Annotated in this window: 21 protein-coding genes; 12 read left to right on the forward strand and 9 right to left on the reverse strand. The window is 72.5% G+C overall.

The genetic code is table 11. From position 1 onward, the window contains the following. Window positions 1–26 precede the first annotated feature (26 nt). Both dapC and fdxA read right to left on the reverse strand, forming a co-directional pair. Window positions 27–1,172 carry a succinyldiaminopimelate transaminase gene (dapC, locus tag EDD39_RS02010; protein ID WP_123553083.1) on the reverse strand — a complete coding sequence of 382 codons (1,146 nt, stop codon included), beginning with the start codon at window positions 1,170–1,172 and terminating at the stop codon, window positions 27–29. A 22-nt stretch (window positions 1,173–1,194) separates the two neighbouring features. Further along, on the reverse strand, window positions 1,195–1,521 hold the full coding sequence (gene fdxA / locus EDD39_RS02015; protein WP_030459925.1) for a ferredoxin: 327 nt from the start codon (window positions 1,519–1,521) through the stop codon (window positions 1,195–1,197). Between the two features lie 127 nt (window positions 1,522–1,648). Here fdxA and EDD39_RS02020 point away from each other — a divergent pair, with 127 nt between their 5' ends. Both EDD39_RS02020 and EDD39_RS02025 read left to right on the forward strand, forming a co-directional pair. Continuing rightward, the gene (locus tag EDD39_RS02020) at window positions 1,649–2,656 is read left to right on the forward strand and encodes a GNAT family N-acetyltransferase (RefSeq protein WP_123553084.1); all 1,008 of its coding nucleotides are present in this window, start codon (window positions 1,649–1,651) and stop codon (window positions 2,654–2,656) included. Window positions 2,657–2,705: 49 nt separating this feature from the next. Next, window positions 2,706–3,575: a transglutaminase family protein gene (locus tag EDD39_RS02025; RefSeq protein ID WP_123553085.1), complete on the forward strand. Its 870-nt coding sequence runs from the start codon at window positions 2,706–2,708 to the stop codon at window positions 3,573–3,575. Between the two features lie 99 nt (window positions 3,576–3,674). Here the strand turns inward: EDD39_RS02025 and EDD39_RS02030 are convergent, their stop codons facing one another. From EDD39_RS02030 to EDD39_RS02050, 5 genes are all read right to left on the reverse strand, one after another. Next, a complete protein-coding gene (locus EDD39_RS02030) occupies window positions 3,675–4,304 on the reverse strand; it encodes a response regulator transcription factor (protein WP_279633950.1) in 630 nt (209 codons plus the stop codon). A 10-nt stretch (window positions 4,305–4,314) separates the two neighbouring features. Continuing rightward, window positions 4,315–5,547 carry a sensor histidine kinase gene (locus EDD39_RS02035; protein WP_123560057.1) on the reverse strand — a complete coding sequence of 411 codons (1,233 nt, stop codon included), beginning with the start codon at window positions 5,545–5,547 and terminating at the stop codon, window positions 4,315–4,317. An 8-nt stretch (window positions 5,548–5,555) separates the two neighbouring features. Continuing rightward, on the reverse strand, window positions 5,556–6,278 hold the full coding sequence (locus EDD39_RS02040) for an ABC transporter permease (protein WP_123553087.1): 723 nt from the start codon (window positions 6,276–6,278) through the stop codon (window positions 5,556–5,558). Further along, on the reverse strand, window positions 6,275–7,234 hold the full coding sequence (locus tag EDD39_RS02045) for an ABC transporter ATP-binding protein (RefSeq protein WP_123560059.1): 960 nt from the start codon (window positions 7,232–7,234) through the stop codon (window positions 6,275–6,277). Before EDD39_RS02045 ends, EDD39_RS02040 begins: the two co-directional genes overlap by 4 nt. Window positions 7,235–7,355: 121 nt before the next feature. Further along, complete coding sequence (locus EDD39_RS02050) at window positions 7,356–9,473, reverse strand: alpha/beta fold hydrolase (protein ID WP_123553088.1); 2,118 nt, start codon at window positions 9,471–9,473, stop codon at window positions 7,356–7,358. Window positions 9,474–9,716: 243 nt separating this feature from the next. On the opposite strand from EDD39_RS02050, the gene EDD39_RS02055 reads away from it, so the two are divergent. The 10 genes from EDD39_RS02055 (at window position 9,717) to EDD39_RS02100 (ending at window position 22,545) form a co-directional block, all read left to right on the forward strand. After that, window positions 9,717–9,911 carry a DUF2304 family protein gene (locus EDD39_RS02055; protein WP_030459917.1) on the forward strand — a complete coding sequence of 65 codons (195 nt, stop codon included), beginning with the start codon at window positions 9,717–9,719 and terminating at the stop codon, window positions 9,909–9,911. Window positions 9,912–10,029: 118 nt separating this feature from the next. Beyond that, a complete protein-coding gene (gene mshB, locus EDD39_RS02060) occupies window positions 10,030–10,917 on the forward strand; it encodes an N-acetyl-1-D-myo-inositol-2-amino-2-deoxy-alpha-D-glucopyranoside deacetylase (protein ID WP_123553089.1) in 888 nt (295 codons plus the stop codon). Further along, window positions 10,914–11,369 carry a DUF6113 family protein gene (locus EDD39_RS02065; RefSeq protein WP_208765443.1) on the forward strand — a complete coding sequence of 152 codons (456 nt, stop codon included), beginning with the start codon at window positions 10,914–10,916 and terminating at the stop codon, window positions 11,367–11,369. Before mshB ends, EDD39_RS02065 begins: the two co-directional genes overlap by 4 nt. Window positions 11,370–11,664: 295 nt before the next feature. Continuing rightward, on the forward strand, window positions 11,665–13,965 hold the full coding sequence (locus tag EDD39_RS02070; protein ID WP_123553090.1) for a peptidoglycan binding domain-containing protein: 2,301 nt from the start codon (window positions 11,665–11,667) through the stop codon (window positions 13,963–13,965). A gap of 188 nt (window positions 13,966–14,153) precedes the next feature. Then, on the forward strand, window positions 14,154–15,878 hold the full coding sequence (locus tag EDD39_RS02075) for an ABC transporter family substrate-binding protein (protein ID WP_148089375.1): 1,725 nt from the start codon (window positions 14,154–14,156) through the stop codon (window positions 15,876–15,878). 497 nt (window positions 15,879–16,375) lie between these two features. Further along, window positions 16,376–17,419: an ABC transporter permease gene (locus EDD39_RS02080; protein ID WP_123553092.1), complete on the forward strand. Its 1,044-nt coding sequence runs from the start codon at window positions 16,376–16,378 to the stop codon at window positions 17,417–17,419. A gap of 89 nt (window positions 17,420–17,508) precedes the next feature. Further along, window positions 17,509–19,275, forward strand: a complete 1,767-nt coding sequence (locus tag EDD39_RS02085) for an ABC transporter substrate-binding protein (protein WP_123553093.1) — start codon at window positions 17,509–17,511, stop codon at window positions 19,273–19,275. 82 nt (window positions 19,276–19,357) lie between these two features. After that, window positions 19,358–20,335 (forward strand): ABC transporter permease, encoded by a 978-nt coding sequence (locus tag EDD39_RS02090; RefSeq protein ID WP_123553094.1) that lies wholly within the window; start codon window positions 19,358–19,360, stop codon window positions 20,333–20,335. Window positions 20,336–20,399: 64 nt separating this feature from the next. After that, the gene (locus tag EDD39_RS02095) at window positions 20,400–21,467 is read left to right on the forward strand and encodes an ABC transporter ATP-binding protein (protein WP_123553095.1); all 1,068 of its coding nucleotides are present in this window, start codon (window positions 20,400–20,402) and stop codon (window positions 21,465–21,467) included. A 10-nt stretch (window positions 21,468–21,477) separates the two neighbouring features. After that, window positions 21,478–22,545 carry an ABC transporter ATP-binding protein gene (locus EDD39_RS02100; protein ID WP_123553096.1) on the forward strand — a complete coding sequence of 356 codons (1,068 nt, stop codon included), beginning with the start codon at window positions 21,478–21,480 and terminating at the stop codon, window positions 22,543–22,545. A 75-nt stretch (window positions 22,546–22,620) separates the two neighbouring features. Here the strand turns inward: EDD39_RS02100 and EDD39_RS02105 are convergent, their stop codons facing one another. Both EDD39_RS02105 and EDD39_RS02110 read right to left on the reverse strand, forming a co-directional pair. Then, on the reverse strand, window positions 22,621–23,640 hold the full coding sequence (locus EDD39_RS02105) for an ABC transporter ATP-binding protein (RefSeq protein ID WP_162870160.1): 1,020 nt from the start codon (window positions 23,638–23,640) through the stop codon (window positions 22,621–22,623). Between the two features lie 55 nt (window positions 23,641–23,695). After that, entirely contained in the window at window positions 23,696–24,748 is a 1,053-nt protein-coding gene (locus EDD39_RS02110) for an ABC transporter ATP-binding protein (RefSeq protein WP_123553098.1), read from the reverse strand. Between the last annotated feature and the right edge of the window lie 5 nt (window positions 24,749–24,753).

A 24,753-nucleotide genomic window follows, 5' to 3' on the forward strand; every position in this document is an offset into this window, starting at 1 on the left:
TCCGCCCCTCCCGTCGTCGTGCGCGCTCAGCGCTTGAGCCGCTCCACGGCCGAGGCCACCCGCTCGTCGGTGGCGGTGAACGCCACCCGCACGAACCGGTCGCCGGCCGGGCCGTAGAAGTCGCCGGGGGCCACCAGGATGCCCAGCTCGGCGAGTTCGGCCACGCTCTCCCAGCACGGCTTGTCCTGGGTCGCCCACAGGTACAGGCTCGCCTCGGAGTGCTCGATCCGGAACCCGTACGCCTCCAGCGCGGCCCGCAGCGCGCTGCGCCGCTGGGCGTACCGGGCCCGCTGCTCGGCGACGTGCGCGTCGTCGGCGAGCGCGGCCGCGGTGGCGGCCTGCACCGGCGCGGGCACGATCATGCCGCCGTGCTTGCGGATCTCCAGCAGCTCGGCGACCACCACCGGGTCGCCGGCCACGAAGGACGCCCGGTAGCCGGCCAGGTTGGAGCGCTTGGACAGCGAGTGCACGGCCAGCAGGCCCTCGTGCGAGCCGTCGCAGACCGACGGGTGCAGCACCGACACCGGCTCGGCCTCCCAGCCGAGTTCGAGGTAGCACTCGTCGCTGACCAGCAGCACCCGGTGCTCCCGGGCCCAGGCGACGGCGCGGCGCAGCTCGGCCGCGTCCAGCACCCGCCCGGTGGGGTTGGACGGCGAGTTCAGCCACAGCAGCCGGACCTTGGAGCCGTCCAGCTCCTCGACGTCCTCGTAGGCGACCGGCTCGGCGCCGCACAGCAGCGCGCCGACCTCGTAGGTGGGGTAGGCGAGCTTCGGGTAGGCGACCTGGTCGCCGGGGCCGAGGCCGAGCTGGCCTGGCAGCCAGGCCACCAGTTCCTTGGAGCCGACGGTGGGCAGGACGGCCTCGGGGCCGATCTCGGCGCCGCAGCGGCGGCCCAGCCAGCCGGCGATCGCGTCGCGCAGCGACAGCGGGCCCCACACGGTGGGGTAGCCGGGCGTGTCGGTGTGCGCGGCCAGGGCCTGCTGGATCAGCTCGGGCACCGGGTCCACGGGGGTGCCGACGGAGAAGTCGCAGAGTCCGTCCGGGTGTGCCAGGGCGGTGCGCTTGTACGGTTCGAGCTTGTCCCACGGGAAGACCGGCAGGCGGTCGGAGACGCGGCGCGCCGCCCCCGGGTGGCCCGGGAGCGGCGCGTGCGCGCTGTCGTTGGTGCTCACAGCGTGGATGCCACCGATCGGTTCAGTGTTCGGCGTTCTGCGGGGGCAGCGCCGCGATGAACGGGTGGTCGCGCTCGATCAGGCCGAGCTTGGAGGCGCCGCCGGGCGAGCCCAGGTCGTCGAAGAACTCGACGTTCGCCTTGTAGTAGTCCTTCCACTCCTCCGGGGTGTCGTCCTCGTAGAAGATCGCCTCGACCGGGCAGACCGGCTCGCAGGCTCCGCAGTCCACGCACTCGTCCGGGTGGATGTAGAGGGACCGCTCGCCCTCGTAGATGCAGTCCACGGGGCACTCTTCGATGCACGCCTTGTCCTTGACGTCGACACAAGGCTGCGCGATGACGTAGGTCACGCTGTCGTTCCTCCTCGGAAGGGCTGCCGCCCTACTGTTTACTCGGTCGCGCGGTGCGCGCGGCGCCGTCGATGCCCGCCCCTAGTATCGCGGGTCGGGGGACGCAAATGCACAGGAGGTGCGGTTGATGGTCGGCCCAGTGCCGCTGGAGGCCCGTCCGGAGGTCCGGATAGACCCGTCTGACGTGGGACGACGCGTCTCGGTCCGGCGTGTCGACGGCGTGGCGGACGGACGTCCGGTGTTCCGCGATGTGATCGGCGTGCTCACCTCGTGGGACGGCGCCGGGTTGACGGTCGAGCCGCGCACCGGCGTGCCGGTGCGCTTCGCGGCCGGGCTGCTGGTGGCCGGCAAGCCCGTCCCGGCGTTCCCGGCCCGGCGGCTGGCGGCCCCCGCGGCCACCCCGCTCGAACTGCAGCGCACCGCGGCCCGCGGCTGGCCCGCCGTCGAGCAGGAGCCGCTGGGCGAGTGGACGCTGCGCGCCTCGTCCGGGTTCACCCGGCGGGCCAACTCGGTGCAGGCGCTGGGAGATCCGGGCCTGCCGCTGGACGAGGCGCTGGACCGGGTGCGCGACTGGTACGCGGCCCGTTCGCTGCCCGCGTACGTCGAGGTGGTCTCCCCCGGCGCGCCGCCCGGGCTGGCCGCCGAGCTGGACCGGCTCGGCGCGGCCCTCGCCCCGACGCTGGTGCGCACCGCCCCGCTCGGCGAGCTGGCCCGGGCCGGGCGCCCGGCGGACGTCCGGCTGGCCCGCACCGCCGGGCCGGAGTGGCTGGCGCTGTACCGCCGGGTGGGCGGCGACCCGGCCCTGGAGGCGGCCGCCACCGCGGTGGTGCACGGCGGGCCCTCGGTCTGGTTCGCCCGCGTCCCCGGCCCGGACGGCGCCCCGCTGGCCATCGGCCGGCTGGTGGTGGACGGCGCCTGGGCCTGCTTCGGCGCGGTGGAGGTGGCCCCGGCCGCCCGCCGCCGCGGCCTGGCCACCGCCGTGATGGCCGCGCTGGCCGCCCGGGCCGCCGAGGAGGGCGCCACCGGCGGATACCTGCAGGTGGAGGCCGACAACGGCGGCGCGATCGCGCTCTACGACCGGCTGGGCTTCACGACCAGTCACACTTACCACTACGCCCGCCTTCCCCAGCGGTAGCGTGCACCACCTGAAGTGAGCCACGACCGCTGCTGAACCGAAGGCCGCAGTGACCGAGCAGAGCAGAACCCGCTTCCGCACCGAAGCCCGGGGCGAGAACCCCGACCCGGTGCTGCTGTGCCTGCTCGCCGCCGCCGAGCACACCCTCGGCGACCCCGGCGACAGCGCCGAACAGCCGTCCCTGGACGCCCTCCTGACCGCCTGTCAGGCCGCCCTGGACCGGCACGCCGCCGCGATCCGGGAGGCGGTCGCCGAACGCCGGCCGCGCGGGCCGGAGGAGACCGCCGCGCTGCTCGCGGCGGTCCTCGGCGGCCGCGAGCGCTTCCACGGCCGGCAGTCCGACTACCTGCGGCTGGAGTCCTCGCTGCTGCCGGAGGTGCTGCGGCGCCGCCGCGGGCTGCCGATCATGCTCTCGCTGGTCTGGTCGGCGGTGGCCGCCCGGGCCGGGCTGACGGTGCACGGCATCGCGCTGCCGGGGCACTTCATCGTCGCGGTGGGCGATCCGGGCGGCGGCGACGAGTACGTGCTGGCCGACCCGTTCCACGGCGGCCGGCTGCTCGACATCCCGGACGTGGAGCGGCTGTCCGCGGCCTCCGGCCACCCGTTCTCGCCCGAACTGCTGACCCCGGCGCAGCCGTTGGACACCGTGCTGCGCGTGCTGGGCAACATCCGGCGCTGGGCCGCCGACCGCCCCGAGCACGCCCGGACCCAGCTCTGGGCGGCCGAGCTCGCCCTGCTGCTGCCCCGCCACCCCGCCCAACTCCGGCTGGAGCGGGCCGAGTTGCTGGTCAAGACCGGCGACTTCCTGTCCGGTGCCGCCGAGATGGACGCCTACGCGAAGATCCTGGACGCCTTCGACCCGGAGAGCGCGGCGAAGGTCCGGCTGGAGGCGAGGTCGGCCCGCCACCGCCTCAACTGACCACCGGCTCCCGCGGACCGGCCGGCGCGTGGGGGGCGGCGTCGCGGGCCGGTGGCCGTCGCCCCGCTCCTCCTCCCGCCCCCCGTTCGCCGGCCGGCCCTACAGCCAGCCCTTCTCCCGGGCGACCCGGACCGCCTCGGCCCGGTTGCGGGCGGCGGTCTTCTGGATCGCCATCGACAGGTAGTTGCGCACCGTCCCCTCGGAGAGGTGCAGCCGGGCCGCGATGTCGGCGTTGACCGCGCCGTCCGCGGCGGCGGCGAGGACGTCGCGCTCGCGGCCGGTGAGCGGGTTGGCGCCCTCCGAGAGGGCGGCGGCGGCCAGCGTGGGGTCGATGACCTTCTCGCCGCGCAGCACCCGCCGGATGGCTTCGGCGAGTTCGGCCGCGGGGGCGTCCTTGACCAGGAAGGCGTCCGCCCCGGACTCCATCGCCCGGCGCAGGTAGCCGGGCCGGCCGAAGGTGGTGGCGATGACGACCTTCGTCCCGGGGCGGACCCTGCGGACCTCCGCGCAGGCGTCGATGCCGGTCATGCCGGGCATCTCGATGTCCAGGACGGCGACGTCGACCCGGTGCGCGGTCACCGCCGCGGCCACTTCGTCGCCGCGCGCCACCTGGGCGACCACCTCCAGGTCGCCCTCCAGCGAGAGCAGGGCGGCGAGCGCCTCCCGCACCATGCCCTGGTCCTCGGCGAGCAGCACCCGCACCGGTCGTGCATCCGTTCCGTCCGTCACGCCGGGCAGCCTATTCCCCGCTGGGTCCGGGCCGCAGCGGCACCAGGGCGCGCAGCCGGAAGCCCTTGCCGCGGTTGGCGGCGGCGGTCTCCAGCCGGCCGCCGACCTGGGCCAGCCGTTCGCCGAGGCCGGACAGGCCGTTGCCAGCGGCGGACTTGCCGGGGCCGGCGCCGTTGTCGACGACCTCCAGGACGGCGTAGCGGCCGTCCTCCTCCCAGGTCTCGTCGAGGTGGACGGCGCACCGGGTTGCCCCGGCGCCGTGCCGGACGACGTTGGTGACGGCCTCGCGCAGCGCCCAGGCGAGCACGCCGGACTCCTCGCTGCCGAGGCCGGGGCGGTCCTCGGCGAGCCGGGGGTCGGCGTCGAGTTCGATCTGGCTGGCGGCCAGGGCGGTGCGGGCGGCGGCGAGTTCGACCGGCAGGGTGGGGCGGCGGAAGCCGCTGACGGCGCTGCGGACGTCGGCCAGGGACTGCCGGGCGACCTGTTCGATGTCGGCGACCTGGGCGCGGGCGGCCTCGGCCTTCCCGGCGTCCATCAGGCGTCCGGTGAGTTCGCCCTTGATGGCGATCAGCGAGAGCGAGTGGCCGAGCAGGTCGTGCAGGTCGCGGGCGAGCCGCAGCCGCTCCTCGGAGGCGGCGAGGTGCGCGACGGCGGCCCGGGCCTCGCGCAGCTCCCGCATGGTGGCGACCAGGCGCTGCATGGCGAGCATGGCGAGTCCGGCCATCAGGCAGGGCAGGCCGATGCTGACCAGGGTCTCGGTGTCGGAGCGGCTGGTGAGCCCGACGACGGCGAAGACGCCGGTGGTGGCGAGCACGCCGACCAGTCCGAGCCGGCCGGGCAGGATCACCGCGGCGCACACCGAGGTGTACGTGAACAGGGTCAGCCAGGCCTCGCCGAGGGTGTACGAGGTGGTGACGGCGATCAGCGCCATCGCGGCGAGCGGCAGGTACCGCTTGGCCTGCCGGAAGCCCGGGTGGTTGCGGATCACGATCAGCGACAGGTAGCAGGCCAGGAAGACGGCCAGCGCGACCGCTCCGGCCGCGCTCGCCGCCGGGGTGTGCTGACCAGTGGTCAGGTCCTGGACGGGGTAGGCCAGGTAGAGCGCCCAGATGGAGGTCCAGGCGAGCTTGGCCAGCAGTTGCCGCCGGGTGTCCACCGGCACGCCGGGGTAGGTGGTCCAACGGCCCTCCGGCCCGTCCTCCCCGGTCTGGTCGGGGTGGCGGGCCGGTGCGGACGTCTGCATGCGGGACATCATGCCTGCTGGGCGTCCTTGCGGTACAGGTAGGCCGCGGCGGCGGTGAACAGCGCCAGGAAGGCGGCGAGCGCGGCGATCGGGAGGCCGGCCACGCCCTGGCCGTGGATGAACGAGGCCAGCTGGTTGTAGTCGTAGACCGGGTTGAACCGGGCGTAGGTCTTCAGCGAGTCGCTGACCGGGAACCAGGTCCCGCCGAACAGCGCCATCAGCATGTAGACGATCATCACGACGGGCTGGATGGCGTCCGGCTGGGCGGCGTAGCCGAGGGCGACGCCGAGCGCGGCGAAGACGAAGCTGCCGAGCCAGAGCGCGGCGCCCAGGCCGAGCCACTGGGCGGCGGTGAGGTCGACGCCCTCGATCGCGCCGATCACGAAGACCACCAGGATCGCGGGCAGCGTGGTGACCGCGCAGGCGGCGATCTTGCCGAGGGTGTAGGCCCGGCCGGGCAGGGCGGTGAGCCGCAGCTGGCGGGTCCAGCCGCTCTTGCGCTCCAGCGAGATCCGCTGCGCGGAGCCGGTCAGGACGGCGCCGACCGCGCCGAAGGTGGCCATCGAGACCATGAAGTACGACTTGACGGAGACTCCGCCGGCCACCGTGCCGCCGCTGCCGTAGGCGCTGATGAAGAACACGTACAGCAGCGCCGGGTAGAGCACGGTGAACATCAGGTACCGCTTGTTGCGCAGGGTGCGCAGGATCTCCAGCCGGACCAGGGTGGTCATCGGACGTACTCCTCTTCGTTCTCGGCCCGGTCCTGCTCGCCGGTGATGGTCAGGAAGGCCTGTTCCAGGCCGAGGCTGGTGACTTCCAGTCCGCGCGGGTACAGGCCCGCCCTGTAGAGCGCGGCGACGCCGGCGTCGGCGTCGGCGGAGCGGATCCGGACGGTGCGCACGCCGTCGGCGCGGGTGCTGACCTCGAGTCCGACGGTGCCGGGCAGGGCGCGCAGCAGGGCCTCGTCGAAGCCGCCGCCGTCGGAGGGGTGGAGTTCGAAGCCGATCCGGCGGGCGCCGGCCCGGGCCTTGATCTCGGCGGAGGAGCCGTCGGCGATCAGCCGGCCCTTGTGCAGGACCAGGACCCGGTCGGCGATGGAGTCGGCCTCCTCCAGGTAGTGGGTGGCGAACAGCACGGTGCGTCCGGCGTCGGCCTGGGCGCGCATGGCGTCCCAGAACTGGCGGCGGACCGAGACGTCCATGCCGGTGGTGGGCTCGTCCAGGACGATCAGGTCGTTGGCGCCGGCCACCGCGAGGGCGAACCGGACCCGCTGCTCCTGGCCGCCGGAGAGCTTGTCGACCCGCCGGTCGGCGATCTCGGTGATCCCGGCGGTGGTGAGCACCTCGTCGACGCCGTGGCCGCGGGGGTGGACCTTGCAGGCCAGTTCGACGATCTCGCGGACCTTGACGTCGGTCATCAGGCCGCCGCTCTGCAGCATCGCCCCGACCCGGCCGGCGGCGATCGCCGCCCGCGGGGTGCCGCCGAACAGCTCGACCGTGCCGCTGTCCGGCTCGCGCAGGCCCAGCAGCAGGTCGAGGCTGCTGGACTTGCCCGCGCCGTTGGGGCCGAGCAGGGCGACCGTCTCGCCCGGTCGCAGCACCAGGTCGAGGCCGTTCACCGCCTTCACCCGGCCGTAGCTCTTGCTGACGTTCCGGAAGGCCGCGACCTCCCCCGTTCCCGTCGCCATCTGCACCAAGTCCCTTCGAGGGCCGTATCTCTCCGACTCCTCCAGGTTCCCCGGGACGGGGGTGGCCGCGGCAGTGCCCGCCGTCGTGACGTCCGCATGACGGATGTCACGGGCGGGGCCGTTACAGCAGGCCGAGCGCCTCCTTCAGGAACCGCACCTGGAGCAGCAGCAGGTTCTCCGCGACCTGCTCCTGCGGGGTCATGTGGGTCACCCCGGACAGCGGCAGCACGGTGTGCGGGCGCCCGGCCGCGAGCAGCGCGGTGGACAGCCGCAGGCTGTGCGCGACCACCACGTTGTCGTCGGCCAGGCCGTGCACGACCATCAGCGGCCGGCGCAGCGAAGGGGCCATCTCCACCAGCGAGTTGGCGGCGTACGACTCGGGTTCGGTGTTCGGGTCGCCGTAGTAGCGCTCGCTGTAGTGGGTGTCGTACAGGTCGTGCTCGGTGACGGGCGCGCCGGCCACCGCGGCGTGGAAGACGTCCGGTGCGCGGAGCACCGCGGCGGCGGCCAGGTAGCCGCCGTACGACCAGCCGCGGACGGCGACCTTGGCCAGGTCGAGCGGGAACTCCTCGGCGAGCGCGTGCAGCGCGTCGACCTGGTCCTCGACGGAGACCTCGGCGGTGCGCCGGCTGATCGACTTCTCCCAGCCGGGGCTGTGCCCGGGGGTCCCGCGCCCGTCCGCGACGATCACCGCGAAGCCCTGGTCGGCGAACCACTGCGACACCAGGTGCGGGTTGTGCGCCTGCACCACCCGCTGCCCGTGCGGGCCGCCGTACGGGTCCATCAGGACGGGCAGCTCCCCGTCGACGTCCGGGTCGTAGCCGGTGGGCAGCAGCACCGCGCAGGGGATCCGCCGCTCGCCCGCGAACCGGAACACCGGCCGGGCGGCGATCAGCGGGGCCGCCGCGTGCGAGGCGACCACCAGCGGTTCGGCGCCCGCGCGGTGCACGGTGACGGTGGTGCCGGGGCGCATCGGGTCGGCGGTGGTGAGCACGGTGGTGCCCCCGCCGCGCACCGCGCCGAGCGCGCCCTCGCCGACCTCCCGCACGCCGTCCGGGCCGGCCTCGAAGACGCCCAGCCAGCCGGGCGGGCGGCGCTCGAACTCGGCGGCCCCGGCGGAGGCGGTGAACAGCACCTGCTCGCCGTCCGTGCCGAGCACCGAGCGGACGTGCAGCCCGGCGTCGGTGAGCGCCTTCTCGCCGACGGTCAGCACCCGGACGCCGTCCCGGTCGGTGATCCGCACCAGCTCCCCGTCGGCCCGGCGCACCGGCACCCCGCCGAACAGCTCCAGCCAGTCCGGGTCCCGCTCGGTGACCAGCACCGAGGTCTCCCCGGTGGCCGGGTCGGCCGCCAGCACCAGCTGCTCGCGCTGGTCGCGGGCCTGCACCTGGAGCAGCGGCGGCCCGCCGGCCGACCAGTGCACCCGGGCCAGGTACGGGTACGCGGCGCGGTCCCAGCGGATCTCGGTGCGCTCCCCGTCCAGGCCGAGCCGCCAGAGCCCGACCTCGGCGTTGGGCGTGCCGGCCGCCGGGTAGGCGACCTCGGCCGGCGGGCGGCCGGGGTTGGCCGGGTCGGCGATCCACCAGCGGCGCACCGGGGTGTCGTCGACCCGGGCGGCCAGCAGCGCGCTGCCGTCGGGGGCCCACCAGTGGCCGCGGGCGCGGCCCATCTCCTCCTGGGCGATGAACTCGGCCTGGCCCCAGCTGATCCCGTCCCCCTCGGGCCCGGCCAGCAGCCGGTCGCCGCTGCCGTCGGCGGCGGTCACCCGCAGCTCGCCGCCGGGGGTGGCGTAGGCGATGTGCGTGCCGTCGGGGCTCGGCCGCGGGTCCAGCAGCGGGGCGGCGGCGGGCAGTTCGCGGGCCGCGCCGGTGGTGGTGTCGACCGCGAACAGCCGTCCGGAGAGCGCGAAGGCGGCGGTGCGCCCGGCCGCGTCCAGGGCGTAGCCGACGATGCCGGCGGAGGTCTCCCGGCTGCGCTCGCGGCGGGCCCGCTCGGCGTCGGACAGCTCCTCGGTGCCGCCGCCGAGCAGCACCTCGGGGTCGGCGAGCACGCTCTCGGCGCCGGTGGCGACGTCCAGCCGCCACAGCAGGTTGCCGTGCCGGCCCTCGGCGCGGGCCCGCAGGAACAGCACCCGGGCGCCGTCCGGGGAGACGCTGAACGAGCGGGGCGCCCCCGCGGTGAACCGCCCGGTGCGGGCGTACTGCCGGGGGAAGGTGTCGTGCGGCTTCTCGGTCGTCATGCGGTCGACCCTACGACCCCGCCCGCCGGTGATCACCCGGACGGCGCAGCCCGCCCGGACGGCCGGGTACGGCCGTTCGGAGGGCCGCTGACCGGGGGCGCAGCGGGCCGCGCCGGGGGCGCGACACCCCGGGCGGACTCACGGAACGTCACCTGGGCGTCACTGATCGGGTATCAGTGGACCATCGTTCCGCCCGCCGCCCCGTCCCCGGGGCCGCGCACCCGAGGAAGGGTGTGAGCCGTCATGGCTTTGTCCGTCTCCGCCGTCGTGCTGATGCTGGTCGTGGTCGTGGTCCTGGTCCGCCGGTCGAGCCTGAAGGTGAGCCACGCGCTGGTGTGCGCGCTGCTCGGCTTCTACCTGGCGTCCAGTTCGATCGCGCCGTCGATCCAGCAGGTGACGGCCAACCTGGCCGGGATGCTCAACGGCCTGAACCTCTGACCCGGAGTGCGCGCGGGCCTGTCCGGGGTGTCCCCTCCGGGCAGGCCGTCAGGACCGGGCGACAGCCATCGGCACGCGACGCCGCCCTCCATGTGCCGGCCGGTCTAAGCTGCCGGGCATGACCTCCGTACCTCCGGCCGACGCGCGCGGGCTGCTGCTGGTGCACGCCCATCCCGACGACGAGTCGATCAACAACGGCTCCACGATGGCCCGGTACGCGGCCGAGGGCGTCCGGGTCACCCTGGTGACCTGCACGCTGGGCGAGGGCGGCGAGGTGATCCCGCCAGAGCTGGCCCACCTGGAGCAGGGCCGCGACAACACCCTGGGCGCCCACCGGGTCGGCGAACTAGCCGCCGCGATGCGCGAGTTGGGCGTCACCGACCACCGCTTCCTGGGCGGCCCGGGCCGCTGGCGGGACTCCGGGATGATGGGCGTCGCGGACAACGACGACCCGTCCTGCTTCTGGCGGGCGGACGTGGACGAGGCGGCCGGCCTGCTGGCCGCGGTGATCCGCGAGGTCCGGCCGCAGGTGCTGGTGACGTACGACGAGAACGGCGGCTACGGCCACCCCGACCACATCCAGGCGCACCGGGTGGCGCTGCGCGGCTACGAGCTGGCCGCCGACCCGGCCTTCGGCCCGGAGCTGGGCGCGCCCTGGCGGATCGCCAAGGTCTACTACAACCGGATGCCCCGCTCGGTGATCGAGGCCGCGCTGGCCGAGACCGCCGCCGAGGCGCCGTTCGAGGGCACCGCCCCGGTCGACCAGATCCCGGGCGTGGTGGACGACCGGACAGTCACCACCGTCCTGGACAACGCCGCGCACGCCGGGGCGAAGGCCGCCGCGATGCGCGCGCACGCCACCCAGATCACCGTGGCCGGGCGGCACTTCGCGCTCAGCAACCACCTCGGGCAGCCGCTGCTGGCCACCGAGCACTACGAGCTGGTGCGCGGCGCGCTCGGCCCCGGCGCTCCGGAGACCGACCTGTTCGCGGGGGTGGAGCTGTGAGGTTCCTGCACGCCCTGCTCGGCACCCGCGAGCAGCGCCTGGCCGAGCGGATGCCGCCGCGCGGCGTCCGGGTCGCCGTGTACGTGCTGCTGTTCCTGCTCGGCGCCGCGGTGTCGGTGTGCGGAGCTTTCGTGCAGACCCTGTGGGGCGGCTTCGGCGTGGTGCTGGCGCTGACGGCCTGCGCCGGGCTGTTCTACGGCGGGCTGCGGGCGACCGGCACCAAGCTCGGCGCGGGGTGCGCGCTGGGCGGCTGGTTCCTGGTGCTGGCGGTGCTGCTGGCGCCCCGCCCGGAGGGTGACCTGGTGCTCTCCGCGACGCCGTCCGCGTACCTGTACCTGTTCGGCGGCGCGGTGCTCGGCGTGGTCTGCGCGACCCTGCCGACCCGCTCCGGCTTCCTGTTCGGCGTACCGGCGCCGGAGCCCCGACGGGCCGTCAGGGGCGGCGACCGCTAGCGCATACCGGGGTGATCCGGACCAAGGGGATCCCCCGGTCGTCCTCCGGCCCGGATCCCTTGTCGGTAAGGTGGTGCCCCGGCGGGCCACCCCACTGTCCGGCCCGGCCGGGTCGGACGGTAGCTTCGGCACCACTCGCGTGGCGGGGGCGCTCGCCGCAGCCGACACGTGAACAGCTGATGTCCCCGGGGCCGGTAGCCCGCCGCACGGCCGCACGCCGTCGTCCGGTGGTCATCCGCCCCATACGCAGCGGACGGCCCGGCCGGCCCGGCCGCGAACCCGGAGCAGAGCAGCATTGAGCAGCCGCGAATCTGACAACGCCCAACCGCAGCCCCGCCGCGGCGGCCCCGACGCGTACCCGTCGGGCACCCCGCCGTACGGCACCGGTGTGCCCGGTGGGCTCGGCGCGGACCCGGCCGCCGGACGGACCGCTCCCGGTCCGCGCGCCGACGAGGCCGACGCGCCGAAGACGACGGAGACCACGCTGACCACCCGGGTGCGGATCAACATCCCCGGTTCCCGGCCGATCCCGCCGGTCGTGGTGCAGAGCAAGGTCAAGGACGAGCAGCCCGCCGAGCCGTCCGGGCCGCGGCACCGCGGCGGCGCCGGCGACCCGGTGCTCGGCGTGATGGACAGCGGGGGCCGCACCGGCACCCCGCCGACCCTGCCGCCGGAGTGGCAGGAGCCGGCCGCGCCCAAGGCGGCGGCGAAGGCGTCCGAGTCGGATTCCACCGGCGAGTGGTTCAAGCCGCGCCAGAAGGGCCGGCCGGAGCCCGCCCCGGCCGCCGCCCCGGCGGGGCCGGCCCAGCCCGCCGCGGGGGCCCCGCAGGCCGCCCAGCAGCCCGCGCCGCGCCCGTCCGGCGCGCCCGCCTCGCCGTTCGCCCCGGCCGACCCGGCGGTGTCCTCGCGCACCGGCGGCCACCCGCTGCCGCAGCAGGGCGACCCGTTCCAGGCCGCCGCCGCGCAGGACCCGTTCGCGCAGGACCCGTTCGCGCAGGACCCGTTCGCGCAGCAGCCGGGCCGGCCGGGCCAGGCCCAGCAGCAGCCGATGGCGGCGCCCGGCCCGCAGGACCCGTTCGCCCAGGACCCGTTCGCCCAGCAGCAGGGCCAGCAGCCGGGCCAGCAGGGCCGGCAGCCGCAGGGCCGGCAGCCGCAGCAGCAGTCCGGCCTGCGGGCGAACCGGGCGGCGGCGGCCGCCGCCGCCGACGACCCGTTCGCCGCCCCGCGCCCCGGCCAGGGCCAGGCCGACCCGTACGCCGCCGGTCCCGGTCCGCGCGGCGCGGAGCGCCCCGGGGCGACGGGGGCCGCCGGGGAGCCGGAGGACACCCAGATCGGCGGTTTCGACCCGGTCACCGGCGAGGAGCCCGCCCCGGGCGCCGCCATATCGGACCCGCCGACCACCCAGCTGTTCCTGAAGTCCCCGAACGGCGGCGACCCGTTCGCCGAGGAGCCCGGGTCCCGGTCCCCGGCGCAGGCCCAGTCCCGCCCGTCCGGTGACGGCGGCGGCCGGTTCGCCGACCTGCCCGCGGCGCAGCCGTTCCCGGGCGGTTCGCGGGCCGCGACGCCCAAGCGCGAGCCGTCGCCCGAGGCGGCGGCCGCGGCGGCCGCGGCCCGGGAGGCCGCCGAGGAGGAGGAGCCCGCGGCCCGGAAGAAGGGCGGCCGGGGCAGGAAGCTGGTCGTGACCGGTCTCGGCGGCGTGCTGTTCCTCGGCGCGGCCGTGTACGGCGCGGGCCTGATGATGAACCAGTCGGACATCCCCAAGGGCACCACGGTGCTGGGCACCGACATCGGCGGCGACTCCCGCGACCAGGCGGTGACCGCGCTGGACGGCTCGGTCGGCAAGGCCGGGCAGCAGCCGATCCGGGTGAAGATCGGCGACCAGTCGGCCACCCTGGACCCGGCCAGCGCCGGGCTGAGCTTCGACACCACGGCGACGGTGGACGCGCTGACCAAGCACAGCTACAACCCGGTCGAGGTGCTGGGTTCGCTGACCGGCAACGCCAAGGCCGTCGAGCCGCAGGTCCGGGTCGACCGGGCGAAGCTGAAGGCCGCGCTGGACGACCTGGGCGCCAAGTCCGGGCAGAGCCTCCAGGAGGGCTACGTCCGGTTCACCAAGAGCGGCGGCACCGAGGTGGTCCCGGGCGCGGGCGGCAAGGCGCTGGACTCGGCGGCCGCCGCCGACCTGGTCGAGCAGGCGTACCGCGGCCGGGCGGCCGGCCAGGCGGACACCGAGGTGGCGCTGCCGGTGGCCGACGCGCAGCCGAAGGTCGGCCAGGACGTGCTCCAGGCCGCGGCCGACGGCCTGGGCAAGCAGGTGCTGAACGGCAACGTCACGGTCACCGCGGGCACCAAGCAGTTCGCCTTCGGCCGCAACACCGCCGCCGATGCGCTGGTGCTGGCCCCGGACGCGTCCGGCACCGTGGTCCTCAAGTGGGACCTGGACAAGCTGGCCGCCGCCGTCGGCACCACCTTCGACAAGGTGAAGACGACCCACAACGGCCAGCAGGTGCAGATCACCGCGCAGGACGTCGCGGACGCCATCGGCCAGGGCGTCCCGAAGACCGGCAAGGACCGCACGGTCAAGATCCCGGCCTGACGCTCCGTCACCGCACCGGCGCGGCCGGGGTGCCCCGCGGGGCGCCCCGGCCGCTCTGGCGAATCCTCGCCACTGGCGTCACGGAACGGGACGAAACGGACGCCGCAACCGGGCGGCCACGTCGCGTTACCAATACTTGATCCGCCGCAGGTCGACAAGTCAGTTCACCGGTACGCAAGATGTGCCGCGTGCCGAGACCCCGCTTCCTCCCGCTCGCCCTGACCGCCACGGTGGCGGCGCTGTCCGTCGCGCTCTGCTCGTGCAGTTCCACCGCGGGCTCCGCCGCCGGCGCTCCCCCGGCCGCCGCGGCCGGTGCGGGCGGCGACGCGCCGCGGATGACCCAGCAGGAGATGAACGCCCGGCCGCGCGCCGAGCTGCGTCAGGGCGGCACCCTGACCTGGGCGATCGACCAGTACTCGACCCAGTGGAACCCGGTCCAGGCGGACGGCTCCGAGGCGTCCACCAACGACGTGGTCAAGGCGCTGCTGCCGACCTTCTGGCGCTCCGACGCCGGTGGCGTGCAGACCCCGAACCCGGCGTACCTCACCGACGTGAGGAGCGAGCTGCAGCAGGGCAAGCAGGTCGTGGTGTGGACGCTGAACCCGAAGGCGCACTGGTCCGACGGCACCCCGATCACCTGGCGCGACCTACGCGCGAACTGGCAGGCGCTGGGCGGCCAGGACCCGGCGTACAAGACCGCCACCACCAACGGCTTCGACCAGGTGGAGAGCGTGGTCCGCGGCCAGGACGACTACCAGGCCGTGATGACCTTCAAGGAGCCGTACTCGGAGTGGCAGGCGATGTTCAACAACGCCGGCAACGCCCCGCTGCTGCCCGAGCGGTACGTCTCCACCCCCGAGCTGTTCAACACCTCCTTCAAGAACCGCATCCCGGTCACCGCGGGCCCCTTCAAGGTGGGCTCGATGGACCCGAAGACCCGCACCGTCACCGCGGTCGCCGACCCGGGCTGGTGGGGTGACAAGCCGCTGCTGGACAAGATCGTCTTCAGGGCGTACGACACCGGCGCGATGCCGGAGGCGTTCGCCAAGGGCGAGGTCGACTTCTACAACAACGGCCCCAACACCGAGGGCTACGAGCTGATCCGGTCCACCGCGGGCGGCGAGGTCCGCCGGGCGGGCGGCCCCAACCTGCGCCAGCTGGTGCTGAACGGCAGGAGCCCGCTGCTGGAGGACGCCCGGGTGCGCCAGGCGCTGATCCAGGCGATCGACCGGGCCGAGATCACCCGCACCGACCTGGCGGGCCTGGACTGGCCGTACGTGCCGATGAACAACCACTTCCTGGTGCCCTCCCAGCACGGCTACCAGGACAACTCGAACGGCCTGAGCCGCTTCGACCCGGACGCCGCCCGGGCCACCCTCGACTCGCTGGGCTGGAAGGCCGGCCCGAACGGCGTGCGCGGCAAGGACGGCAAGGAGCTGGTGCTGCGCTACGTGGCGCCGGCCGCGAACAACCTGGCCGCCAACGAGAGCGAGGAGGTCACCCGGATGCTGGCCGCGGTCGGGGTGACCGTGCAGGTGCAGACCGTGCCGGCCGGCGAGTACTTCGACGGCTACGTCTACAAGCACGACTTCGACCTGACCTCCTTCTCCCTGCTGGGCACGCCCTTCCCGGTCTCCAACTCGATCAGCACCTTCCAGCAGGACTCCGGCTCCAACTGGGCCCAGGTCGGCAGCAAGGCGCTGGACAAGGCGATGGCGGACGCCGCGAAGGCCGACACGGTGGACGACGAGACGGCGGCGCTCAACCGCGCCGACACCGAGGCCTGGCAGGTCGCCGGACTGGTCCCGCTGTACCAGCGGCCGGCCATCTACGGGGTGCGCAAGGAGCTGGCCAACATCGGCGCCACCGGGCTCGGCGATGTGGTCTACGAGAACATCGGGCTGACGAAGTAACAACCGCGGCAGTAACGGCCGCGGCGAAGTCTCGCCAATGGCGAGAAAATGCCAGTCGGGCGACTCCCCCCGGGCCGCCCGAATTGGGTGACCCCTACCCATGAATTCGCCCCGCCATGCCCGAAAACAGCGATGTCCGATAATCGGACACTCAATTGCGACTGCCATTTGCCCTGAAGGCCGCCAAAACGGACACTTGATCTACGCGCGTCAAGTGATCACGGGTTCGAACTCGACGTCCAGATAACGGAGCTGACCGTGCATCGTTACGGACATGTGAACGCCACATGCTCAGGTTTGTCCGGTTTTGACCGTCTCGCTGAGTCGATGTCAAGAGTCCGAGAACTACGAAGTGGTTGACATTCCAGCACGAAGGAGGAAATGGGCCCTCGACAACTGGGGAACTCTTGACGTTCGATAAACGACTTGCAAGAGTCCATTCATCCAAGTTCTTACTCCTTGCTTCTGCACGGACCACGGTCGGGAGCTTTAGCACCATGACGACGCCTACTGGGGCCACGACGGACGGGAACACCTCCCGTCCCGGGTCGACGTCGGACCACGCGGACAACGCCACGGCCGACACGCCCGCCGATCCGGGCTTCCGCGGCCTCTCGCCCGGGAAGCTGATGTGGCGCCGCTTCCTCCGTGACCGCACCGGGGTGGTGAGCGCCTGCATCGTGCTGTTCTTCATCGCGGTGGCGATCCTCGCCCCGGTCATCTCCATGCTGTACGGCAAGAACCCGGAGACGCACTACGGCCAGGACGACGTGTCCCTGCTGACCGACTCGGGCCTGCCCACCGGCCCCAACGGCGGCATGAGCGGCGACTTCTGGTTCGGCCTCGAGCCGGGCCTCGGCCGCGACGTCCTCACCCTGCTGATCTACGGCATCCGCACCTCGCTGATCATCGCGGTCGCCACCTCGCTGCTGACCACCGTGATCGGTGTCGCGCTCGGCATCGCGGCCGGCTACCTGGGCGGGAAGGTCGACTACTTCATCGGCCGGGTGATCGACGTCCTGATGTCGTTCCCGTCGCAGATCTTCCTGATCGCCTGCATGCCGGTGGTCACCAGCCTGCTGGTGAGCCCGAACGAGAAGAACCCGGGCTGGCTGCCCTTCGTGGCGGTCACCACCGTGCTGTCGCTGCTCGGCTGGATGGGCCTGGCCCGCATCCTGCGCGGTGTGTCGCTGTCGCTCCGCGAGCGGGAGTTCATCGAGGCCGCCAAGGTCACCGGCGCCTCCCCGATGCGGATCATCTTCAAGGAGATCCTGCCCAACCTGTGGACCCCGATCCTGGTGCAGTCCACCCTCGCGCTGCCGGCGTTCGTCACCGCCGAGGCCGGCCTCTCCTACCTCGGTGTGGGCGTCTCCGAGCCGACCCCGGACTGGGGCCGCATGATCGCCGACGCCGCCAACTACCTCCGGACCGACGTCACCTTCCTGCTCTTCCCGGGCCTCGCCATGGTGGTGTTCGTTCTGGCCTTCAACCTGCTCGGCGACTCCGTCCGGGACGCGTTCGACCCGAAGACCAACCGCTGACAGGTCCTCAAGACTCCGGGGGGACGGGTAAGCCAGGCCCCGGGCACACCCACGAAGATTTCCGCACAACTATCCCAGGCAGGATGAAGATGAGCTCTCGCAAGACGCGGCTCGCGGCCGCCATTCTCGTGGCCGGGGCCCTGACCGTCACCACGGCGTGCTCCAGCGGCCACAGCAACAGCGACGGCACCAAGGCCGGCGCCTCCAAGGCCCCGGTCAAGACCACCACGATCTCGGTCGGCACCGCCGACGACTCGAAGGGTCCGGCCGTCGCCGAGCCGGGTGCGAAGAAGGGCGGCACGGTCAACATGATCGACCGCGACGACTTCTCGCACCTCGACCCGGCCCAGATCTACATGAACTACAACAGCGAGGTCTCGCTGCTGTTCACCCGCCAGCTGACGGGCTACAAGACCGCCCCGGACGGCTCGCAGAAGCTGGTCGGCGACCTCGCCACCGACACCGGCACCACCACCGACGGCGGCAAGACCTGGAAGTTCACGCTGAAGGACGGCGTGAAGTGGCAGGACGGCACCCCGATCACCTCGGCGGACGTCAAGTACTCGATCGAGCGCACCTACGCCTCGTTCATCAAGTCCGGCCCCACCTACATCCAGACCTGGCTGTCGGGCGCCGACTACCGCACCGCCTACGAGGGCCCCTACGGCGGCAAGAGCCTGGACTCGGTGCAGACCCCGGACGACAAGACCGTGGTGATCACCTTCCCCGAGGCCCACACCGACGCCAACTTCACCCTGGCGATGACCGGTTACGGCATCGTGCCGAAGGCCAACGACACCAAGGAGGAGTACGACAAGAAGCCGTTCTCCTCGGGCCCGTACCAGATCGTCGAGCACGTCACCGACCGCTCGCTCGACCTCGAGCGTAACCCCAACTGGGACCCGGCCAGCGACCCGATCCGGAACGCCTACCCGGACAAGTGGCACATGACCTTCGGTGTCCAGGCGCAGCAGTCCACCGAGCGCTTCATGGCGGACAACGGCGACGACAAGACCGCCTTCTCGTTCCACAACCAGGTCCACACGACCTACATCGACCAGGTCAAGGCCGACGAGAAGCTCAAGCCCCGCACCCTCGAGGGCCTGACCCCGTACGTCGACTACTACTACATCAACAACACCCGGGTGAAGGACCAGAAGGTCCGCGAGGCGCTCATCAAGGCGTTCCCGCACCAGCAGACCCGCCAGCTGCAGGGCGGCACCTCCTACGGTGACTACGCCACCGCGTACATGAGCCCGACCGTCCTGGGCTACGAGTCCTACGACCCGTACGGCATCCTCAAGAAGCCGCAGGGCGACCCGGACGCCGCCAAGCAGCTGCTGACCGAGGCGAACGCGGTGGGCACCCCCATCGTCTACGCGTACAACAACACCCCGGTGCAGCAGAAGGTCACCGAGGCGATCCGCGACGCGCTGGAGAAGGCCGGCTTCAAGTTCGTCCCGAAGCCGCTGGACTCGAAGACCTACTACGACGCCATCGGCCTGACCAACAACGAGTACGACCTGTACTGGGGCGGCTGGGGCGCCGACTGGCCGACCGGTTACACCTCGCTGCAGCCGGTCTGGGACGGCCGCGCCATCGCCGACGGTGCCTCCAACTACGCCCACCTGAACGACCCGGAGATCAACTCGGCGATCGACGCCGCGGTGAAGGTCGCCGACCCGGTGGAGCAGGGCAAGGCCTGGGCCGCGATCGACAAGAAGCTGCAGGACAAGGCGGTCTCGATCCCGGACGTCTACCAGCGTTCGCTGAGCCTCTACGGCTCGGGCCTGGGCGGCGTCAAGTTCGACACCCTGGCCGGCCTGCAGTCCCCGCTCAACATCTACGTCAAGTAGTAGTCGTCACCGAGCAGTAGCTCACGGCGGGGCACCGGCACGATCTGCCGGTGTCCCGCCCCGATCAGGAGAGCCCCGTCCGATGCTCCGATTCCTCGTCCGCCGAACCCTCGGCGCTCTCGTCATCCTGCTGATCGTCTCGATGGTCACGTATGCGCTGTTCTTCGCGATCCCGGCGGACCCGGCGCGGCTCTACTGCGGCAAGACCTGCACGCCCGAGAACCTCGCCCTGATCAGGCACGACATGGGCTTCGACCACTCGTGGCCGGTCCAGTACTGGAACTGGCTGAGCACCATCTTCACCGGCGGCACCTTCAACGGCGTGCACTGCGGCGCCCCGTGCTTCGGTTACTCCTTCGACAAGAAGGAGCTGGTCGGCGGCATCCTCGCGGACCGCTTCCCGACCACCCTGTCGCTGACCGTCGGCTCCGCCGTGATCTTCCTGGTCTTCGGCATCGGCACCGGCATGCTGGCCGCGCACAAGCAGGGCAAGGCCGCCGACAAGATCGCCAGCTCCTTCTCGCTGCTGGCCTCCTCGATGCAGATCTACGTGGCCGGCCCGCTCGCGCTCTGGGTGCTCTGCTACAGCACGGACCTGCTGGACCTGCCGACCTACGTCCCGTTCACCGAGGACCCGATCGGCTGGGCCGGCGGCCTGCTGGTGCCGTGGATCGTGCTGTCGCTGATCTGGACCGCCAACTACACCCGCATGACCCGCTCCTCGATGGTCGAGCAGCTGTCCGAGGACTACGTGCGGACCGCCCGGGCCAAGGGCATGTCCGGCACCTCGGTCTTCATGCGCTACGCCTGGCGCGGCGCGATGGGCACCATCGTCACCGTCTTCGGCATCGACCTGGGCGTGCTGCTCGGCGGCGCCATCATCACCGAGACGACCTTCAGCCTGCACGGCCTGGGCCAGCTGGCGATCCAGTCCTTCAACGACTCCGACCTGTCGCTGCTGGTCGGCGTCACCGTGGTGGCCGCCACCCTGATCGTCTTCTTCAACATCATCGTCGACGCCGCCTACGCCCTGATCGACCCGCGCATCCGCCTGGCCTGACGGCCACACCCCGGCCGACCAGCAGCAGTCCCGACCTCACGTACCGCACCGAGGAGCCCAGTCCATGACCACCCTGGCCAAGCCCGAGGAGGCATCCGCCGGCAGCGGCGGCACGCCGTTCCTCTCAGTCCGCGACCTCTCGGTCCGCTTCAGCACCGAGGACGGCGTGGTCCGGGCCGTGGACAACCTCTCCTTCGACGTCGCCCCGGGCTCCACGCTCGGCATCGTCGGCGAGTCCGGCTCCGGCAAGTCGGTGACCAACCTGGCCGTGCTGGGCCTGCACAACCCGGACCGGACCGAGATCACCGGCTCGATCAAGCTGGACGGCCAGGAGCTGATCGGCGCCTCGAACCGCGAGCTGGAGAAGCTCCGCGGCAAGAAGATGTCGATGATCTTCCAGGACCCGCTGACCGCGCTGTCGCCGTTCCACACCATCGGCAAGCAGATCGGCGAGACCTTCCGCAAGCACACCGGCGCCTCCAAGAAGGAGTCCCGGGACCGGGCGATCGAGATGCTGACCAAGGTCGGCATCCCGCAGCCCACCCTGCGGGTCGACGACTACCCGCACCAGTTCTCCGGCGGCATGCGCCAGCGCGCGATGATCGCCATGTCGCTGGTCTGCGACCCGAAACTGGTCATCGCGGACGAGCCGACCACCGCGCTGGACGTCACCGTGCAGGCCCAGATCCTGGACCTGCTCAAGGACCTCCAGCAGGAGATGGGCACCGCGATCATCCTGATCACCCACGACCTGGGCGTGGTCGCCCGGACCGCCCAGGACATCATGGTGATGTACGCGGGCCGGGCCGTGGAGCGCGGCACCGTCCGCGAGGTGCTGAAGGCCCCTCAGCACCCGTACACCTGGGGCCTGCTGGCCTCGATGCCGAGCCTGACCGGCGACGTGGACGTGCCGCTGCGGCCGGTCCGCGGCACCCCGCCGAGCCTGATCAACCTGCCGTCCGGCTGCCCGTTCAACCCGCGCTGCGACTACCGCGAGCAGGTCATCGGCGGCGGCTGCACCTCGGAGCGCCCGGCGCTCTCCCCGGCCACCGGGCACGCCGCCGCCTGCCACCTGAACGCGGCGCAGCGGCAGGACATCTTCATCGACCAGATCAAGCCCCGGCTCGGCTGAGAGGGACACCATGAGCAACGAACTGACCCTCAAGCCGGCCTCCCCGGCCGCCGTCGCCCCCGGCGACCCGCTGCTGTCGCTCAAGGGCCTGCAGAAGCACTTCCCGGTGATGGACGGCTTCCTGTTCAAGCGCCAGGTCGGCGCGGTGCACGCGGTGGACGGCCTGGACCTGGACGTCTTCCCCGGCGAGTCGGTGGGCCTGGTCGGCGAGTCCGGCTGCGGCAAGTCGACCACCGGCCGCCTGGTGACCCGGCTGCTGGAGCCGACCGGCGGCGAGATCCGCTACGCCGGCCAGGACATCACGCACGCCGGCCGCAAGGCGCTGGCGCCGATCCGGTCCGAGATCCAGATGATCTTCCAGGACCCGTACTCCTCGCTGAACCCGCGGCACACCGTCGGCTCGATCATCGGCGCGCCGATGGAGATCAACGGCATCAACCCGAAGGGCGGCGTGCAGCGCCGGGTGCAGGAGCTGCTGGAGACGGTCGGCCTCAACCCGGAGCACTACAACCGCTTCCCGCACGAGTTCTCCGGCGGCCAGCGCCAGCGCATCGGCGTGGCCCGCGCGCTGTCGCTGAGCCCGAAGCTGATCGTCGCGGACGAGCCGGTCTCGGCGCTGGACGTGTCGATCCAGGCGCAGGTGGTCAACCTGCTCCAGGAGCTGCAGCGCGAGCTGGGCATCGCGTTCCTGTTCATCGCCCACGACCTGTCGGTGGTGCGGCACTTCTCGCAGCGCGTCGCGGTGATGTACCTCGGCAAGATCGTCGAGATCGCCGACCGCAAGTCGCTGTACGAGTCCCCCCGGCACCCGTACACCCACGCGCTGCTGTCCGCCGTCCCGGAGGCCGACCCGGACGACGACCGCGAGCGCATCCGCCTGACCGGCGACGTGCCCTCCCCGGTCAACCCGCCGTCGGGCTGCCGGTTCCGGACCCGCTGCTGGAAGGCGCAGGAGAAGTGCTCGGTGGAGGAGCCGCCGCTGATCCAGCTCTCCGGCAACGCCGGCGGCCACCTGACGGCCTGCCACTTCCCCGAGGAGGCCGCGCCCGCCGTCCCCGCGCAGCGCGCCGAGGTCTGAGCCCCCGGCCGCGTACCGCGAAGGGCCCCACCGCTTCACCGCGGTGGGGCCCTTCGCCGTTGCCCGTCCGGCGCCTCAGACCAGGTTCTCCCGCTCGCCGGCGAAGTGGCAGGCCGAGTCGTGCCGGGCCCGCCCCTCCAGCCAGTCCCGCACGGTCAGCGCCGGGTCCTCCTTCGCGCACTTCTCCTGCGCCTTCCAGCACCTGGTCCGGAACCGGCACCCGGAGGGCGGGTTGGCCGGGGAGGGCACGTCGCCGGTCAGCACGATCCGGTCCCGGTGCTCCCGCGCACTCGGGTCGGGCACCGGCACCGCGGAGAGCAGCGCCTGGGTGTACGGGTGGGTGGCGTGGTCGTAGATCTCCAGGTCGGTGCCGATCTCGACCATCCGCCCGAGGTACATCACGCCGACCCGGTCCGAGATGTGCCGGACGATGGAGAGGTCGTGCGCGATGAACATGTACGACAGGTTGAACTCGCTCTGCAACTGCTCCAGCAGGTTGATCACCTGCGCCTGCACCGACACGTCGAGCGCGGAGACCGGCTCGTCGCAGATGATGACCTCCGGCTTGAGCGCGAGGCCGCGGGCGATGCCGATGCGCTGGCGCTGGCCGCCGGAGAACTGGTGCGGGTACCGGTTGATGTACTCGGGGTTCAGCCCGACCACGTCCAACAGGTCCTGCACCGCCTTGCGGCGGTCGCCCTTGGGCGCCACCTCGGGGTGGATCTCGTACGGCTCGCCGATGATGTCGCCCACCGTCATGCGGGGGTTCAGCGAGGTGTACGGGTCCTGGAAGACCATCTGGATGTTGCGCCGCACCGCCTTGAGCGCGGAGCCGCTCAGGTGCGAGATCTCCTCGCCCTTGTACTTCACCGACCCGGCGGTGGCGGGCTCCAGGTTCATCAGCACCTTGGCGAGCGTCGACTTGCCGCAGCCGGACTCGCCGACGATGCCGAGCGTCTCGCCCTGCATCAGGTCGAAGGAGACGCCGTCGACGGCCTTGACCGCGCCGACCTGCTTCTTGAACAGGATGCCCTTGGTGAGCGGGAAGTGCTTGAGCAGGTCGCGCACTTCCAGGATGGGTTCGCCGCGCGGCACGTCCTGCGCGAACGCGACCTCCTCGGGGGTGGTCGCCCCGAGCGGAGTGGCACCGTTAACCGTCACGGAGGGTCTCCTTCCAGAAGAAGCACGCGCTGTGCCGCCCGGCCACCGGCGTCCCGTCGTCGTCGGTCACCTGCGCCAGCGGCGGCACCTCCTGCCGGCAGATGTCCTGGGCCCGCGGGCAGCGCGGGTTGAACGCGCAGCCCGGTGGGATCCGCAGCAGGTTGGGCGGCAGGCCCTTGATGGCGAAGAGCTCCTGGCCCTTCTGGTCGAGCCGCGGGATGGAGTCCAGCAGCCCCCGGGTGTACGGGTGCGCGGGCCGGGCGTAGAGCTCGTGGACGGGGGCGGTCTCGACGATCCGGCCCGCGTACATGACGGCGATCTTGTCGGCGACGTCGGCGACCACGCCGAGGTCGTGGGTGATCAGGATCAGGCCCATGTGGTACTCGGCCTGCAGTTCGGCGAGCAGGTCCATCACCTGGGCCTGGACGGTGACGTCCAGCGCGGTGGTGGGCTCGTCCGCGATGATCAGGTCCGGCTCCAGGGCCAGCGCCATGGCGATCATGATGCGCTGGCGCATGCCGCCGGAGAACTGGTGCGGGTAGTCGTTGACCCGTTCCTTGGCGGCGGGGATCCGGACCCGGTCCATCAGGTCGATGGCCTTGGCCCTGGCGTCCTTGCGGTTGTCGCCGCGGTGCTTGCGGAACATCTCGCCGAGCTGGTAGCCGACGGTGAGCACCGGGTTGAGCGAGGACAGCGCGTCCTGGAAGATCATGGCGATCTTCTGTCCGCGGATCTTCCGGCGCTCGTCCTTCGGCATCTTGAGCATGTCCCGGCCGCGGAACAGGATCTCCCCCTGCGGGATGCTGGCCGGCGGCATGTCCAGGATGCCCATGATGGCCTGCGCGGTGACGGACTTGCCGGAGCCCGACTCGCCCAGCACGGCGAGCGTCTCGCCCGCGCTGACGGTGTAGTTGACGCCGTTGACGGCCCTGGCGACGCCGTCCCGGGTCTTGAACTCGACGTGCAGGTCCCGCACGTCCAGCAGCGGCCCGGTGAAGGGTTCCTCGCGGGCCGTGCGGGCCTGGTCGGCGGCGGTGGTCATGTGCC

Source organism: Kitasatospora cineracea (assembly GCF_003751605.1).
Lineage (GTDB): Bacteria > Actinomycetota > Actinomycetes > Streptomycetales > Streptomycetaceae > Kitasatospora > Kitasatospora cineracea.

Bases quoted from the DNA above. Each gene is read 5' to 3' on its own strand.
- EDD39_RS02020 (WP_123553084.1), top strand. From the start codon at position 1,649: ATGGTCGGCCCAGTGCCGCTGGAGGCCCGTCCGGAGGTCCGGATAGAC.
- EDD39_RS02035 (WP_123560057.1), bottom strand. From the start codon at position 5,547: ATGCAGACGTCCGCACCGGCCCGCCACCCCGACCAGACCGGGGAGGAC.
- EDD39_RS02040 (WP_123553087.1), bottom strand. From the start codon at position 6,278: ATGACCACCCTGGTCCGGCTGGAGATCCTGCGCACCCTGCGCAACAAG.
- EDD39_RS02045 (WP_123560059.1), bottom strand. From the start codon at position 7,234: ATGGCGACGGGAACGGGGGAGGTCGCGGCCTTCCGGAACGTCAGCAAG.
- EDD39_RS02050 (WP_123553088.1), bottom strand. From the start codon at position 9,473: ATGACGACCGAGAAGCCGCACGACACCTTCCCCCGGCAGTACGCCCGC.
- EDD39_RS02055 (WP_030459917.1), top strand. From the start codon at position 9,717: ATGGCTTTGTCCGTCTCCGCCGTCGTGCTGATGCTGGTCGTGGTCGTG.
- mshB (WP_123553089.1), top strand. From the start codon at position 10,030: ATGACCTCCGTACCTCCGGCCGACGCGCGCGGGCTGCTGCTGGTGCAC.
- EDD39_RS02080 (WP_123553092.1), top strand. From the start codon at position 16,376: ATGACGACGCCTACTGGGGCCACGACGGACGGGAACACCTCCCGTCCC.
- EDD39_RS02085 (WP_123553093.1), top strand. From the start codon at position 17,509: ATGAGCTCTCGCAAGACGCGGCTCGCGGCCGCCATTCTCGTGGCCGGG.
- EDD39_RS02090 (WP_123553094.1), top strand. From the start codon at position 19,358: ATGCTCCGATTCCTCGTCCGCCGAACCCTCGGCGCTCTCGTCATCCTG.
- EDD39_RS02095 (WP_123553095.1), top strand. From the start codon at position 20,400: ATGACCACCCTGGCCAAGCCCGAGGAGGCATCCGCCGGCAGCGGCGGC.
- EDD39_RS02100 (WP_123553096.1), top strand. From the start codon at position 21,478: ATGAGCAACGAACTGACCCTCAAGCCGGCCTCCCCGGCCGCCGTCGCC.
- EDD39_RS02110 (WP_123553098.1), bottom strand. From the start codon at position 24,748: ATGACCACCGCCGCCGACCAGGCCCGCACGGCCCGCGAGGAACCCTTC.